Origin of the sequence: Dietzia papillomatosis NBRC 105045 (assembly GCF_001570845.1) — a bacterium.
In the GTDB taxonomy this organism is placed as follows: domain Bacteria; phylum Actinomycetota; class Actinomycetes; order Mycobacteriales; family Mycobacteriaceae; genus Dietzia; species Dietzia cinnamea.
In genome coordinates this window covers 81,681-95,804 of the sequence record NZ_BCSL01000003.1, presented here as the reverse complement: position 1 = coordinate 95,804, position 14,124 = coordinate 81,681, and the positions used below count along the sequence as shown (strand labels likewise).

The 14,124-nt window shown below is 71.3% G+C and carries 12 protein-coding genes; 6 read left to right on the top strand and 6 right to left on the bottom strand.

The genetic code is table 11. The features are described from left to right. From sucB to DPA01S_RS02035, 4 genes are all read left to right on the top strand, one after another. A partial coding sequence (gene sucB, locus DPA01S_RS02050; RefSeq protein ID WP_084374649.1) for a 2-oxoglutarate dehydrogenase, E2 component, dihydrolipoamide succinyltransferase occupies positions 1 to 1,318 on the top strand: 1,318 nt, incomplete at its 5' end. Positions 1,319 to 1,433: 115 nt separating this feature from the next. Continuing rightward, the gene (gene lipB / locus DPA01S_RS02045) at positions 1,434 to 2,111 is read left to right on the top strand and encodes a lipoyl(octanoyl) transferase LipB (protein ID WP_061913750.1); all 678 of its coding nucleotides are present in this window, start codon (positions 1,434 to 1,436) and stop codon (positions 2,109 to 2,111) included. Between the two features lie 21 nt (positions 2,112 to 2,132). Further along, on the top strand, positions 2,133 to 3,149 hold the full coding sequence (gene lipA, locus DPA01S_RS02040) for a lipoyl synthase (RefSeq protein WP_061230034.1): 1,017 nt from the start codon (positions 2,133 to 2,135) through the stop codon (positions 3,147 to 3,149). Between the two features lie 122 nt (positions 3,150 to 3,271). Then, positions 3,272 to 4,027: a DUF4191 domain-containing protein gene (locus DPA01S_RS02035; protein WP_061230035.1), complete on the top strand. Its 756-nt coding sequence runs from the start codon at positions 3,272 to 3,274 to the stop codon at positions 4,025 to 4,027. Positions 4,028 to 4,030: 3 nt separating this feature from the next. On the opposite strand, the gene DPA01S_RS02030 is transcribed toward DPA01S_RS02035, so the two are convergent. Next, the gene (locus DPA01S_RS02030) at positions 4,031 to 4,516 is read right to left on the bottom strand and encodes an RDD family protein (RefSeq protein WP_061230036.1); all 486 of its coding nucleotides are present in this window, start codon (positions 4,514 to 4,516) and stop codon (positions 4,031 to 4,033) included. Between the two features lie 219 nt (positions 4,517 to 4,735). On the opposite strand from DPA01S_RS02030, the gene glnA (DPA01S_RS02025) reads away from it, so the two are divergent. Both glnA (DPA01S_RS02025) and DPA01S_RS17645 read left to right on the top strand, forming a co-directional pair. Next, the gene (glnA, locus tag DPA01S_RS02025; protein ID WP_061913748.1) at positions 4,736 to 6,169 is read left to right on the top strand and encodes a type I glutamate--ammonia ligase; all 1,434 of its coding nucleotides are present in this window, start codon (positions 4,736 to 4,738) and stop codon (positions 6,167 to 6,169) included. A 618-nt stretch (positions 6,170 to 6,787) separates the two neighbouring features. Further along, positions 6,788 to 7,618, top strand: coding sequence for a DUF1206 domain-containing protein (locus tag DPA01S_RS17645; RefSeq protein ID WP_061229309.1), 831 nt, complete (start codon positions 6,788 to 6,790; stop codon positions 7,616 to 7,618). A 10-nt stretch (positions 7,619 to 7,628) separates the two neighbouring features. Here DPA01S_RS17645 and DPA01S_RS02015 read toward each other — a convergent pair whose 3' ends face one another. The 5 genes from DPA01S_RS02015 to glnA (DPA01S_RS01995) form a co-directional block, all read right to left on the bottom strand. Further along, the gene (locus tag DPA01S_RS02015) at positions 7,629 to 8,177 is read right to left on the bottom strand and encodes a DUF732 domain-containing protein (RefSeq protein WP_232302958.1); all 549 of its coding nucleotides are present in this window, start codon (positions 8,175 to 8,177) and stop codon (positions 7,629 to 7,631) included. A gap of 15 nt (positions 8,178 to 8,192) precedes the next feature. Continuing rightward, on the bottom strand, positions 8,193 to 9,158 hold the full coding sequence (locus DPA01S_RS02010; RefSeq protein ID WP_063935650.1) for an endonuclease/exonuclease/phosphatase family protein: 966 nt from the start codon (positions 9,156 to 9,158) through the stop codon (positions 8,193 to 8,195). After that, on the bottom strand, positions 9,155 to 9,514 hold the full coding sequence (locus DPA01S_RS02005) for a hypothetical protein (protein ID WP_223210192.1): 360 nt from the start codon (positions 9,512 to 9,514) through the stop codon (positions 9,155 to 9,157). The genes DPA01S_RS02010 and DPA01S_RS02005 overlap by 4 nt, the downstream gene beginning before the upstream one ends. Before the next feature lie 97 nt (positions 9,515 to 9,611). Beyond that, a complete protein-coding gene (locus DPA01S_RS02000) occupies positions 9,612 to 12,686 on the bottom strand; it encodes a bifunctional [glutamine synthetase] adenylyltransferase/[glutamine synthetase]-adenylyl-L-tyrosine phosphorylase (RefSeq protein WP_061229311.1) in 3,075 nt (1,024 codons plus the stop codon). An 11-nt stretch (positions 12,687 to 12,697) separates the two neighbouring features. Beyond that, entirely contained in the window at positions 12,698 to 14,038 is a 1,341-nt protein-coding gene (glnA, locus tag DPA01S_RS01995) for a type I glutamate--ammonia ligase (RefSeq protein ID WP_061229290.1), read from the bottom strand. Positions 14,039 to 14,124 lie beyond the last annotated feature (86 nt).

Genomic DNA, 14,124 nt, shown 5'->3' with positions numbered 1-14,124 from the left:
CGGCACCGTCCAGAAGATCGTCGCCGAGGAGGACGAGACCGTCGAGGTCGGCGCCACCCTCGCCGTCATCGGCGACGGCTCCGGCAGCTCCGACGACACCGACGACGCGAGCGACGACGACCAGTCGGCCGAGGATCAGAACGCGACCGACGCCAAGGACGAGGGCGTCGACGCCTCCGGCGAGGACGAGGTCCCCGAGGACACCCCCTCCCAGGAGACCGAGGCCGCGGCCAAGGCCGAGAAGAAGTCCGAGAAGAAGTCCGAGGACACCTCCGCGAAGAATTCCGCGAAGCCGGCGCCGAGGACGTCCTCCGCGGACGAGTCGTCCGACGCGGTCCCGCCCCGGGCCGAGCCCGCCGCCGCCGCCAAGGCCGGCACCTCGCCGTACGTCACCCCGCTCGTGCGCAAGCTCGCGCAGGAGCACGGCGTCGACTTGGACTCGGTCAAGGGCACCGGTATCGGCGGCCGGATCCGTAAGCAGGACGTCCTCGCGGCGGCCGAGGGCTCGGGCTCCGACTCCGGTTCCGAGGCCCCGGCCGAGGAGAAGGCGCCCAGCGGCGGCCCGTCGAAGGCCGGCGTCCGGCCCGAGCTCGCGGAGCTGCGCGGCACCACCAAGAAGGCCAACCGGATCCGCAAGATCACGGCGCAGAAGACCCGTGAGTCGCTGCAACAGACCGCCCAGCTCACGCAGGTCTTCGAGGTGGACATGACCCGGGTGGCGCAGCTGCGCTCGCAGGTCAAGGAGAAGTTCGCCGACAAGCACGGCGTCAAACTGACCTACCTGCCGTTCTACGCCAAGGCCGTGGTCGAGGCCCTGGTCTCGCACCCCAACGTCAACGCCTCGTACAACGAGGACTCCAACGAGATCACCTACCACGGGTCGGTGAACCTCGGCATCGCCGTGGACACCGAGGCCGGACTGCTCTCGCCGGTCATCAAGAACGCCCAGGACATGGACATCCCGGCCCTGTCCAAGGCGATCAACGACCTCGCGGAGCGGGCCCGGTCGTCCAAGCTGACCCCGGACGATCTCGCGGGCGGCACGTTCACCATCACCAACATCGGTAGCGAGGGTGCCCTCTTCGACACCCCGATCCTGGTCCCGCCGCAGGCGGCGATGTTGGGTACCGGCGCGATCGTGCGCCGTCCGGTGGTGGATGCCGACGACGACGGCGAGTCGATCGCCATCCGGTCGATGGGCTACACCCCGCTGACCTACGATCACCGGCTGATCGACGGCGCCGACGCCGGCCGTTTCCTCACCACGGTCAAGGACCGCCTGGAGAAGGCCGAGTTCGAGGGCGACCTCGGACTGTAGTCCCACCGCCGGTTCCGCCGACCACGCGACGGGCGTCCTCCTTACGGGGAGGGCGCCCGTCGTCGTGGTACCACCCTCCCGGGCCACGCGCGCCCACGCGGCCTACCCTGGTGGTATGTCTCACACCGGTCAGTCCCTGCGCCGCGACCCGTCCGCCCCGGAGATCCGGCGGCTCGGCACCGTCGAGTACTCCCCCACGTGGGACTTCCAGCGCACCCTGGCCGAGGAGCGCGCCGACGGGCGACGCGGAGACACCGTGCTGCTCCTCGAGCACCCCGCCACCTACACCGCCGGCAAGCGGACGGAGCCGTCCGACCGGCCGGTCGACGGCACCCCGGTCGTCGACGTGGATCGCGGCGGGCGAATCACCTGGCACGGCCCGGGCCAGCTCGTCGGGTACCCGATCGTCGCGCTGACCGACCCGATCGACGTGGTCGAGTACGTGCGCCGCGTCGAGCAGGCACTCATCACCACCTGTGCCCGGCTCGGCGTGGAGGCCGGCCGCGTCGACGGTCGCTCCGGGGTCTGGTGCGCGGCCGCGGGCGCGCGGCCCGAACGCAAGATCGCCGCGATCGGGATCCGCGTCCAACGCGGGGTGACAATGCACGGGTTCTCCCTCAACTGCGACTGCGACCTGACCGCGTTCTCCCGGATCGTGCCGTGCGGGATCGTCGACGCCGGGATCACCTCGCTCACCGCCGAACTCGGCCGCACGGTCACCGTGTCGGACGTTCTCGATCAGGTCACCTCCGACTTGGTGGAGGCGCTCGACGGCCGACTGCCCGTGTCCTGAACCACGCGTAGTCTTGGTGACGTGACTGTGACTCCCGAGGGCCGCAAGCTCCTGCGCATCGAGGCCCGCAACGCCGAGACCCCCATCGAACGCAAACCGTCGTGGATCCGTACGCGTGCCACGATGGGCCCCGAGTACAAGGAACTGAAGGGCCTCGTGCGAGGTGGCGGTCTGCACACGGTGTGTGAGGAGGCCGGGTGTCCCAATATCTACGAGTGCTGGGAGGACCGCGAGGCGACGTTCCTCATCGGCGGTGAGCAGTGCACCCGTCGTTGCGACTTCTGCCAGATCGACACCGGCAAGCCCTCCGCCCTCGACCGCGACGAGCCCCGCCGTGTCGCCGAGTCGGTCCGCGAGATGGGTCTGCGCTACTCGACCATCACCGGCGTCGCGCGCGACGACCTCGACGACGGCGGCGCCTGGCTGTACGCGGAGACGGTCCGCAAGATCCACGAACTCAACCCCAACACAGGGGTAGAGAACCTCATCCCCGACTTCAACGGCGACCCCGACCAGCTGGCCGAGGTCTTCGAGTCGCGCCCCGAGGTGCTCGCACACAACCTGGAGACCGTGCCCCGGATCTTCAAGCGGATCCGGCCCGCGTTCCGGTTCGAGCGCTCCCTCGACGTGATCCGCGCCGCCCGCGACTTCGGTCTGGTGACCAAGTCCAACCTCATCCTGGGGATGGGCGAGACCACCGAGGAGATCGTCGACGCGATGCGGGACCTGCACTCCGCCGGCTGCGACATCCTCACCATCACCCAGTACCTACGCCCCACCCCCCGGCACCACCCCATCGACCGGTGGGTCAAGCCCGAGGAGTTCGTGGAGCTGTCCGACAAGGCCCGCGAGATCGGTTTCGCCGGCGTCATGGCGGGCCCGCTCGTCCGCTCGTCCTACCGCGCCGGTCGCCTGTACGTCCAGGCGCTCGAGCACCGCGGCCAGGAGGTGCCCGAGCACCTGCGGCAGCTCACCTCGGAGGGATCGGCGTCGCAGGAGGCCTCGAGCGTGCTGGCCCGCGAGGCCGCGCGCGCCTGACCCGGGCACGCACACCCGGCGCCGCACCCGCCGCGCTCCTCCCGCCGCCCTCGCCCCGTCACGCTCGGGGCGAGGGCGGCGCGGTTCTCTGACCGCGCCCCACGCCACGTATCCTCAGGGGTATGGCGAAGAGCGAGGTCAGCAAGGCGGACAAGAAGGCGGCCCGGGCCGCACGGCGGGCGGCGGGCAAGGAGCAGCGCGGCCAGATGTGGCAGGCGCTGAAGATCCAGTCCAAGCAGGACAAGCTCCTGTGGCCGCTGATGATCGGTGCACTCGTCCTCTCGGCCGTGGTGTTCTTCCTCCTCGGCACCCTGTGGGGCGGCGAGTGGTGGATGTTGCCGCTGGGTGTGCTCGTGGGCCTCATGCTCGCGATGGTCGTCTTCTCGCGGCGCGTGCAGAACACCGTGTACGGCAAGGCCGAGGGGCAGCCGGGCGCCGCCGCGTGGGCGCTGGACCAGCTGCGGTCGGGGTGGCGGGTCAACCAGGCCGTCGCCGCCACCACCAGCTTCGACGCCGTCCACCGCGTGGTCGGCCGCTGTGGGATCGTGCTCGTCGGCGAGGGCCAACCGCACCGGCTCAAGCCGCTCATGACGCAGGAGAAGAAGAAGGTTGCCCGCGTCGTGGGCGACACCCCGATCTACGAACTGATCGTGGGCGACGAGACCGACGCGACCCCGGAGCAGGTGCCGCTGCGCAAGCTCAACCGGCGCCTCACCCGCTACCCGATGAACATCAGCCGCGCCAAGGTCGACGCCCTGGACACCCGGCTGCGCGCGCTGAGCACCAAGACCGGCGTGCAGAACCAGATGCCCAAGGGCCCGGTCCCGCAGGGCGCGAAGGTCCGCAACATCCAGCGTAGCGCCCGCCGCCGGGGCTGATGCTCAGCGGGAGCGGATGAGCGCCGTGCCTGTGGCGCGGTCGTGCATGCCGCGGCCGTCCTCGTCCTGGATAAGCGGGGGCAGCAGGAAGAAGATGAACACCACCCGCACCAGGGAACGCAGGAAACCGACCCGCTCCTCCTCGTCCACCCGGGCGGTGCCGATCCCGAGCACCGCCTGGCCCGGGGTCTGCGCGAACAGCCAGACGCAGACCACGCCGATCACGCCCCACACCAACGGCACCGCCCAACTGGACACCGCCGCGAACGAGTCACCGCCCAGCACACCGGGCCCGGCCACCGACACGACCGCGGCCACCAGGCCGTAGGCCAGGAACCAGTCGACCACGAGGGCTCCGAAACGGACACCGAGCGGGGCCATCGAGCCCGGGCCGGACTCTGGCAGACCGAGGTTCTCGCCCTTGAACTTCTGCTCCGGCCCGCTGCCGGACGTGGGTCCGGACAGCCACGATCCCGCTACATCACGCATGTGGCCAGCGTAGCCCGGCGAGCTGCCGTTCCTCATGTCGGCGACCCCCGCCCCGCACGACTAGGCTTGTCCCATTGGGAGGGACACCCCCGGCCGTCTCGTGTAACACCGGCGAAACATTCGCTTGACGGCCGGGCAACACCTCGCCCATATCGTGAGGTCACCGCACGACGGGAGACACCGGTCGCCCGTCGCACTTGAAGAGACGAGGAGCGAATCGTGGCATTCTCCACTCCGGACGAGGTCATCAAGTTCATCAAGGACGAGGGCGTCGAGTACGTCGACATCCGGTTCACCGACCTGCCGGGCAACGAGCAGCACTTCACGATCGCCGCAGCGGCGTTCGACGAGGACTTGTTCGAGGACGGCCTGGCCTTCGACGGCTCCTCCATCCGGGGTTTCCAGTCCATCCACGAGTCGGACATGATGCTCCTCCCGGACGTCGCCACCGCCCGCCTTGACCCCTTCCGCCGGGCCAAGACGCTCAACGTCAGCTGCTTCGTCCACGACCCGTTCACCCGCGAGGCCTACAGCCGCGACCCACGCAACGTCGCCCGTAAGGCCGAGGAGTACCTGATCTCCACCGGCATCGCCGACACGTGCTTCTTCGGCGCCGAGGCCGAGTTCTTCGTCTTTGATTCCGTCCGCTACGGCTCCGGGACGAACCACGGCTTCTACGAGGTCGACTCGAGCGCCGGCCACTGGAACAGCGGCGCGGGCTCCGAGGCCGACGGCTCCCCCAACCTCGGCTACAAGGTCCGCGAGAAGGGCGGGTACTTCCCCGTCGCCCCGTACGACCACTTCGTGGACCTGCGCGACGAGATGTCCACCAACCTCACGAACGCCGGCTTCGAGCTCGAGCGCTTCCATCACGAGGTCGCGGGCGCCCAGCAGGAGATCAACTACAAGTTCAACACCCTGCTCCACGCCGCGGACGACGTCCAGCTCTTCAAGTACATCGTCAAGAACACCGCGTGGAAGAACGGCAAGTCCGCCACCTTCATGCCCAAGCCCCTCTTCGGCGACAACGGTTCGGGTATGCACGCCCACCAGTCGCTGTGGAAGGACGGCCAGCCGCTGTTCCACGACGAGTCGGGCTACGCCGGGCTGTCGGACATCGCCCGGTACTACATCGGCGGCATCCTGCACCACGCGCCGTCGCTACTGGCGTTCACCAACCCGACGATCAACTCGTACCACCGGCTCGTGCCCGGCTACGAGGCGCCGATCAATCTCGTGTACTCGCAACGCAACCGCTCGGCCTGTGTCCGCATCCCGATCACGGGCAACAACCCCAAGGCCAAGCGCATCGAGTTCCGTTGCCCCGACTCCTCGGGCAACCCGTACTTCGCGTTCGCCGCGATGATGATGTCCGGCCTGGACGGCGTGAAGAACAAGATCGAGCCGATGGCGCCGGTCGACAAGGACCTCTACGAGCTGCCGCCGGAGGAGGCCGCGGACATCCCGCAGGCGCCCACCTCCCTGCCCGCGGTGATCGACCGCCTCGAGCAGGACCACGATTACCTCACCGAGGGCGGCGTGTTCACCGAGGACCTCATCGAGAACTGGATCTCGTACAAGCGGGAGAAGGAGATCGCCCCGGTCAACCTGCGGCCGCACCCGCACGAGTTCGAGCTCTACTACGACTGCTGAGCGCACGGCGATCTGATCGCCGGCCCTGCATGATCCGGAGCCCATAGCCCCGGAAACCCGAAACGCCCCGGCCCCACGGCCGGGGCGTTTACGGTTGTGCCAGGTAGCACTGGTCGCCCGGATCGCCACCGGGCGGTGGGCCGGGAAGGAGCCGGGATCACCATGGACACGGACGCTTTCGACTTCCGCAGCGCCTCCCCGCGGGCCAGGCCGCTCAAGGTGGTCGCCGCCGCCCTGGACCCCGAACACGACCCCGAGGCCGACCGCGAGGGACAGGGTTACCCGGTCCTGCTCAAGCTCTCGCGGGTGCTGGACCCCGAGGAGGCCCGCCTCATCCTCGAACGCAACCCCTTCCTCCACGCCACGGCCGGCTCCCGCAAACTCATCGCCATGGAGACGTCCGTGGAGACCCTGCGGGAACAGAAGGACCGCCTCCAGTTGCTGCTCGCCGAGGTCGAGGCGGACGCCCTGGCCGAGCAGGCGCGGCAGCGCATGGAGGAACACCGCGCCGCCGAGCTGCGTCTGGCCGAACTGCGGCGCCGCAACGAGGTCCTCGGCGAGATCGAGGGTGACCCGGGACCGGATGGGAAACGCCCGCAGGCGTGGGAGAATCCGGCCATGAACTCGCCCCTGCGTTCCCGTTCCGCCACCGGCACCGCACGGTCCGCGTCCGGCGCCGCCCGGTCCGCCGTCGACCACCCGGCGCTCGAGTGGCTGGCCCGCGCGGGCTTCGTGATGAACGGCGTGGTGCACCTCCTCATCGGCTGGATCGCCGTGCGGATCGCCCTGGGCTCCGGCGGCGGCGAGGCCTCCAACTCCGGCGCGCTCGCCCAGATCGCCTCAGCGCCGGGCGGCACGATGATGCTCTGGGCGGGCGCGGCGGCGTTCATCGCCCTGGGCCTGTGGCAGGTCGTCGAGATGCTGCTGGGGTCCGAGGAGGCCTCCGACCGGCTCAAGGCCGGCGCGAAGGCCGCCGTCTACGTGGCCCTGGGGCTGACCACCGCACGGTTCGCGTCCGGCGGTGGCGGGTCCGATTCGGAGACGGCGTCCGACGCCACGGCCGGCCTGCTGGGCTCGGGCGCCGGGAAGGTGGTGCTGGTGGTCGTGGGTCTGGTCCTGCTCGGCGTGGGCGGCTACCACGTGTACAAGGGCGCGACCGCGAAGTTCGTCGAGGACCTCGAACGCACCGGCCGCGGTGAGATCGGCCGCGCGATGGTCATCGCGGGGCGCGTCGGATACGTCGCCAAGGGGGTGGCGCTGGCGATCCTCGGTGGGCTGGTGATCGCGGCCGTCGTCACCGCGGACCCCGAGAAGGCCGGCGGGCTGGACGCCGCGCTGCGCACGGTCGGCGAGCAGCCCTTCGGCCAGGTGCTGCTCGTCCTCACCGGCGCGGGCATCGCCCTGTTCGGCGTGTACTCGATCGCGCGGGCCCGGTTCGCCCGCATGTGAGCGACGGGCCTCAGCCCAGCTTGGGAAAGTTCTCCGGGCAGTAGGTCCCCACCGCGGCGCCGAGGAAGAACCCCTGCCCGTCCGGGTCGAGCCCGGCGCGGTCGCCGAGCCAGCCGGACACCTCGTCCATCTGCTGACCGCCGTCGAAGCGACCGCACGCCTCGGTGGCCGTGGCGACCGGGTCCACGCCCGCGGGCAGTGTCACCCCGCGACGCTGTAGCAGCACCGCGAAGTCGCCGGCGCCCGGAGCGGGCGGAGCCGGCGCGGCGGACGGGTCCGCACCCGGTGCGGGCGCGACCTCCGCGGGCGGCGGTAGCGGCTCCGGCTCGCCGGGCATCGGCCCGGGCTCCGGCGACTGCGGCGGGGGCGGCGGTACCGGCCCGGTCGGCTTCTCCGGCAGCTCCTCGGCGAACGGGGTCGCAGGCGCCGATGTGGTGGGCTCCGCCGACACCTCCGGCGCCTCCCCCTCCACGGTCGCCCCGCCGCACCCCGCGAGGACGGCCGCCAGCACCGCGCCGGTGGCGACGACGACTCCGGCCGCGCGCGAACGTGTACTCATGGTGCGCATGGTAGGTCACTCTCCGCGGGGAGCGGGCAGACGCACCGTGGCGAGCACGCCCAGATGGTCGGTCCTGTCCACCTCGACGGTCTCCGTCTCCCCCACCGCGACCGCGCCCCGCGCCAGCACGTGGTCGATCCCGATGAGCGGCGGGAACCGCCGGCCAGCCGGCCAGGTGGGCACCCAGCCGTCACGGCCCCCGGAGACCGAGTCGGTGTACCCGAGGTCGCGCAGGTCTCGGAACCGCACGTGGTCCCAGGTGGCGTTGAAGTCCCCGCCCACGATCACCGGGGCCGGCCCCGGCAGGCTGCCCAGGTACGACCGCAGGCGGTCGGCCTCCTCGACCGCCAGCGCGGCGTCGAAGACGGGGGCCACCGGGTGCGCGGCCACCACCGTGACCGGCCCGCCGGGCCCGGCCATCTCCGTGCGCACCAGCCCCAGGCTGAAGCCGGGCACCCGCTCCGGCGCCGAGAGCGGGAACCGCGACCACACGGCGACCCCTTGCGTGGTGGGCGCGGTGGAGGCGGCCTCGTGCGGGAGCAGGCCGGTGAGACCGGCGGTGCGCAGCGCGTCCGCCGACTCCGGGGTCGTCTCGACCGTCAGGAGCAGGTCCACCCCTCCGGTGCGTACCGCCCGCACCACGTCGTGCGGGGCGGCCCGGCCGTACTCGAGGTTCTGCACCATCACCCGCACCCCGACGCCCTCGTCGTCGTCGACCTCAGGTGCCGGTCCCACCATCGGCGCGTACTGCACCGCGCCCACGCCGACCAGCGCGGCGGCCACGATCCCGAGCAACACCGACCGGGCCCGCACCGCGGCGATGAGCGCGACCAGCGAGAACGCCCAGAACACCACGGCGAAGGACGCCAGGACCGGAACCACCGCGATCTCCGCGCGGGAGTGGTGCAACGCGACCCCCGCCGCGGCGACGAGCGCCGTGAGCACCGCGACGGCCCGGGCGACCGGGCGCCGACCGCTCAACGCAGGAACTTGCGCAGGTCTCCCAGCGCGGCGATGACCCGGTCCAGGTCGTCACCGTTGCGCACCATCGAGCGCACCGTCTCGGCCACCGACGCGACGGTCGGCGAGGACGGCGACGCGGAGGGCGGGTCCACCGGCTGCCCCACCAGGGCGCCTGAGGCCGCGCGAGCCGCGCCGGGGCGACGACGATCCGGGCCGAGCTCCACCTCGAAGCGGTCGCCCTTGTCGTCGGAGCCGATGCAGCGGACCCGCTCGTCGGCCGGGACGCCGGCCGCGCGCACGGCGTCGACGAACTCGTACAGCTCCCCGTACGTCACGCCGTCGAGGGTGAGGGTGAGGTTCATGGTCACAGGCATGCGCCCAGGTTATCGGCGCGCGAGCCCCGCGCACATCGGGGACGACCCCCATCCGCACCCCGACCCCCGCCCGGACCCGCGCCCGGACGACGGGGCGTCAGTCCTCGCCCCAGAACACCCGGTCGACCGCGCGGCGGCCGTGCCGGGTCACGCGCAGGTACTCGTTGAGGAACTCCGCGCCGTCGGCCCGACCCGTGCAGATCATCGCCACCGCCGCGAGGATCTTGCCCTGGCCCGGCAGCTGGTCGACCGCCTTGCCGCGCGCGAGGACCAGCGCGTTGCGGGCGTGTCCGGCCATGAGCCACGACTGCACCAGCGCGTCGCGTTCGCCTTCGGACAGCAGCTCCGCGGACGCGGCGGCCTGCAGCGCCTCGAGTGTGGAGGTGGTGTGCAGTCCGGGAACGCGGGCGGCGTGCTGCATGGTGAGCAGCTGCGCGCACCACTCGACATCCGCCAGGCCTCCGCGTCCGAGCTTGGTGTGCGTGGCGGGGTCCGCGCCCCGCGGCAGGCGCTCGGAGTCTATCCGTGCCTTCATCCGGCGGATCTCCTGGACGACCTTGGGCGGCACGCCGTCCTCCGGGTACCGGAACACGTCGATCATGTGGAGGAAGTCCAGGCCGAGGTCGCGGTCACCCGCGGCGAACGAGGCACGCAGCAGCGCCTGCAGCTCCCAGGTGTCGGCCCAGGTGGAGTAGTAGGCGCGGTAGGAGGCCAGGGTCCGCACGAGGGGACCGTTGCGCCCCTCGGGGCGCAGGTCGGCGTCCAGGTCGAGCGGAGGGTCCGACGACGGCGTGGACAGCAGCCTGCCCACCCGCTCGGCCACCTGCGTGGCCCATCGGACCGCCTCGTCCTCACCCGTGCCGTCGGTGGGCTCGCACACGATCATCACGTCCGCGTCCGAGCCGTAGGACAACTCGTTCCCGCCGAGTCGGCCCATGCCGATGTAGGCGATCCGGGCCGGTACGCGGCCGTCGGCGGGCATCATGTCGCGCACGACGGCGGCGAGTGACGCCTCGAGCACCGCACGCCACACGGCAGTCAGCCGCCTGCCCACCTCCGGCACGGAGATCATGCCCAGCACGTCGGCGGCGCCGATCCGCGCCAGTTCCGCTCGCCGCAGAGACCGGGCGGCGGCGATGACCCGCTCCGGCGTGGGGTGCCGGGCCGCGGACGCCGTGAGCGCCGAGGCGATGTCCGAGACCTTGGCCGCGACCAGCAGCGGCCCCTCCGCGCCGTCGGTGAGGTCGGGGATCACCTCCGGGTTCCGCATGAGCAACTCCGCGACGAACGCCGACGTACCCAGCACCCGGACGAGGCGGCGGGCCACGATGCTGTCGTCACGAAGCGTGCGCAGGAACCAGGTGACCTCCTCGTTCTCCTCACACAGTCGGCGGTAGGCCAGCAGGCCCGCGTCCGGGTCAGGAGTGTCGGCCAGCCACTCCATGAACGTCGGCAGCAGCAACGCCTGGATCCGGCCCCGGCGGCTGCTCTGTCCCGCCAAAGCCCGCAGGTGCCCGAGCGCGTTGCGCGGCGCCGCGAACCCGAGCGCGGCCAGCTGTCGCTCCATCGCCTCCGGGCTCAGGGACAACGCCTCGGCGTCGTAGGACGCGATCGAGTCGAGCAGCGGACGGTAGAACAGCTTCGAGTGCAGGCGGCGCACCCGGCGGCGCAGCTGACGCAGGCTCTGCCGCAGCACCTGGGAGGCGTCGTTCGGCCCGTTCGGCCGGATGTGCGCCGCGCGGGCCAGCCAGCGGTACGCCTCCTCGTCGTCGTCCTCCGGGAGCAGGTGGGTGCGCTTGTACCGCTGGAGTTGCAGGCGGTGCTCGAGCAGGCGCAGGAACTCGTACGCCGCGACCAGCTCGGCACCGTCCTCGCGCGCGATGTAGCCGCCGTCCCGCAGCGCGGCCAGCGCGTCGACGGTGCTTGTCACGCGCAGGTCCTCGTCCGTGCGGCCGTGGACCATCTGCAGCAACTGGACCGCGAACTCCACATCGCGCAGTCCCCCGCGGCCGAGCTTGAGCTCGCGATCCCGCAACGCCTCGGGCACGTTCTCCTCGACCCTTCGGCGCATCGCCTGGACGTCGTGGACGAAGTCGTCGCGCTCGGCGGCGGTCCACACCATCGGATGGACGACGTCGTGGTAAGCGACGGCCAGCGCCATGTCACCGGTCATGGGGCGGGCCTTGAGAAGCGCCTGGAACTCCCATGTCTTGGCCCAACGCCTGTAGTAGGCCGCGTGAGAGTCGACCGTGCGCACCAGTTCGCCGGACTTGCCCTCGGGACGCAGGGCGGCGTCGACCTCGAAGAAGGCCATCGACCCGATGCGCATCATCTCCCCCGCCACGCGGCCGGTCTTGGCGTCGGCAGGCTCCGCCACGAAGATCACGTCGACATCGGAGATGTAGTTGAGCTCGCGCGCGCCGCCCTTGCCCATCGCGACCACGCCCAGCCGCGACGGCATCGGCCCGTCCGGGTAGACGGTGGCCACGGCCACGGCGAGCGCCGCGGTCAGGGCCGCGTCGGCGAGGTCGGACAGGCGCCGCCCCACCTCGGCGAACGGCAGTCGCGGCTCTTCGTCCTCCACGGCCGCCGCCACGTCGTGGGCGGCCAGCAGCGCCACCTGGTCGCGGTAGGTCGTGCGCAGCACCTTCACGGCCGCGCCACCGGTGATCCCGGCGCGGTACGTACCCACCGCACACAGGTCGTCGCGTTGGGTCGGCTCGGGCGCGCCCTCCACGGGTTCCTCGGGCACGGCCTCGACCGCACCGAGCATGGCGGACGCGACCTCCTGCGGCGACGGCAGTTCGGCGCGCAGGAGGGTCCAGCGGGTCGGCTCGGCGACGAGGTGATCCCCCAGCGCGCTCGACGAACCCAGCAGGCCGAACAACCGTGCGCGCAGGCGGGTATCCGACAGCAGGGCGGAGTCCAAGGCGCCCGCGCCCGACCCGTCGGCGGCGGCCCCGTCGCCCGCCGCGACGAGCGACTCGCGCAACCGCACGAGAGCACCCAGCGCCAGGTCCGGGTCCGGTGCCCGGGACAGCGCCCACAGCACCGGCACCGCGTCGTCGTCGTTCCACCCCAGATAGTCGAGCCAGTCGGCGGCACGGTCGTCGAGCAGGCCGAGCCGCCCGGGGCTCGGCAGTCTCGGGCGGGACGAGTCCCTGCTCACGATGCCGCCGCCGGTCACAGGTTGAGGTAGTTGCGCAGTTCGTACGGGGTCACGTCGGTCCGGTACTCGCGCCACTCACGCCGCTTGTTCCGCAGGAAGAACTCGAAGACGTGCTCGCCGAGCGCCTCGGCGACCAACTCCGACTCCTCCATCGCGTCCAGCGCCTGCTCAAGGCTTCCCGGCAGGTCGGTGTAGCCCATCGCGCGGCGCTCGCGGCGGCTCATGGTCCACACGTCATCCTCGGACTCCGGCGGCAACTCGTAGCCCTCCTGGACGCCCTTGATGCCGGCGGCGAACATCACCGCGAACGCCAGGTACGGGTTGCACGCAGAGTCGGGGCTGCGGACCTCGATGCGGCGGGAGGACGCCTTGTTGGGCGTGTACATGGGCACCCGCACCAGCGCCGAGCGGTTGGCCCGGCCCCACGTGGCTGCCGTGGGAGCCTCGCCGCCACCGATGAGCCGCTTGTAGGAGTTGACCCACTGGTTGGTCACGGCCGAGAACTCGGGGGCGTGAGTGAGGAGGCCCGCGACGAACGACTTCGCGGTACCCGACAGCTGGTACTCGTCGTCCGGGTCGTGGAACGCGTTGGAGTCGCCCTCGAACAGGCTCATGTGGGTGTGCATGGCCGAACCGGGGTGATCGCGCAGGGGCTTGGGCATGAACGACGCCCACACCCCGTTGTTCATGGCCACCTCCTTGACGATGTAGCGGAACGTCATGATGTTGTCCGCCATGCTCAGGGCGTCCGCGTAGCGCAGGTCGATCTCTTGCTGACCCGGCGCGCCCTCGTGATGGGAGAACTCCACCGAGATGCCCATGGCCTCGAGCGCCTCGATCGCGTGCCGCCGGAAATGCGGGGCGGTGTCGTGCACGGCCTGGTCGAAGTAGCCGCCGTTGTCCGTGGGCACCGGCTCGGCACCGTTGGTGTCGAGGTCCTTGAACAGGAAGAACTCGATCTCCGGGTGCACGTAGCAGGAGAACCCGAGGTCGGCGGCCTTGTTGAGCTGGCGCCGCAGCACGTAGCGCGGGTCGGCCCAGCTCGGGGTGCCGTCCGGGTTGTAGATGTCGCAGAAGATGCGCGCCGAGTGCTGGCCGCCGTCCGCGTGCGCCCACGGCAGGACCTGGAAGGTCGACGGGTCGGGCTTGGCGACCGTGTCCGCCTCGGACACGCGGGAGAACCCCTCGATCGCGGAGCCGTCGAAGCCGATGCCCTCGCCGAAGGCCCCCTCGAGCTCGGCCGGCGCCACGGCCACGGATTTCAAGGTGCCGAGCACGTCCGTGAACCAGAGCCGGACGAACCGGATGTCGCGTTCCTCGAGGGTCCTGAGAACGTACTCCTGCTGGCGGTTCATGCCTCCAACCTAGTGCCTGCCGTGGGGCGGGCGTGAGTCATCCCCTCGGTCCGACGCGGGCCGACCCCCGGCGACGGGTCGTGGCA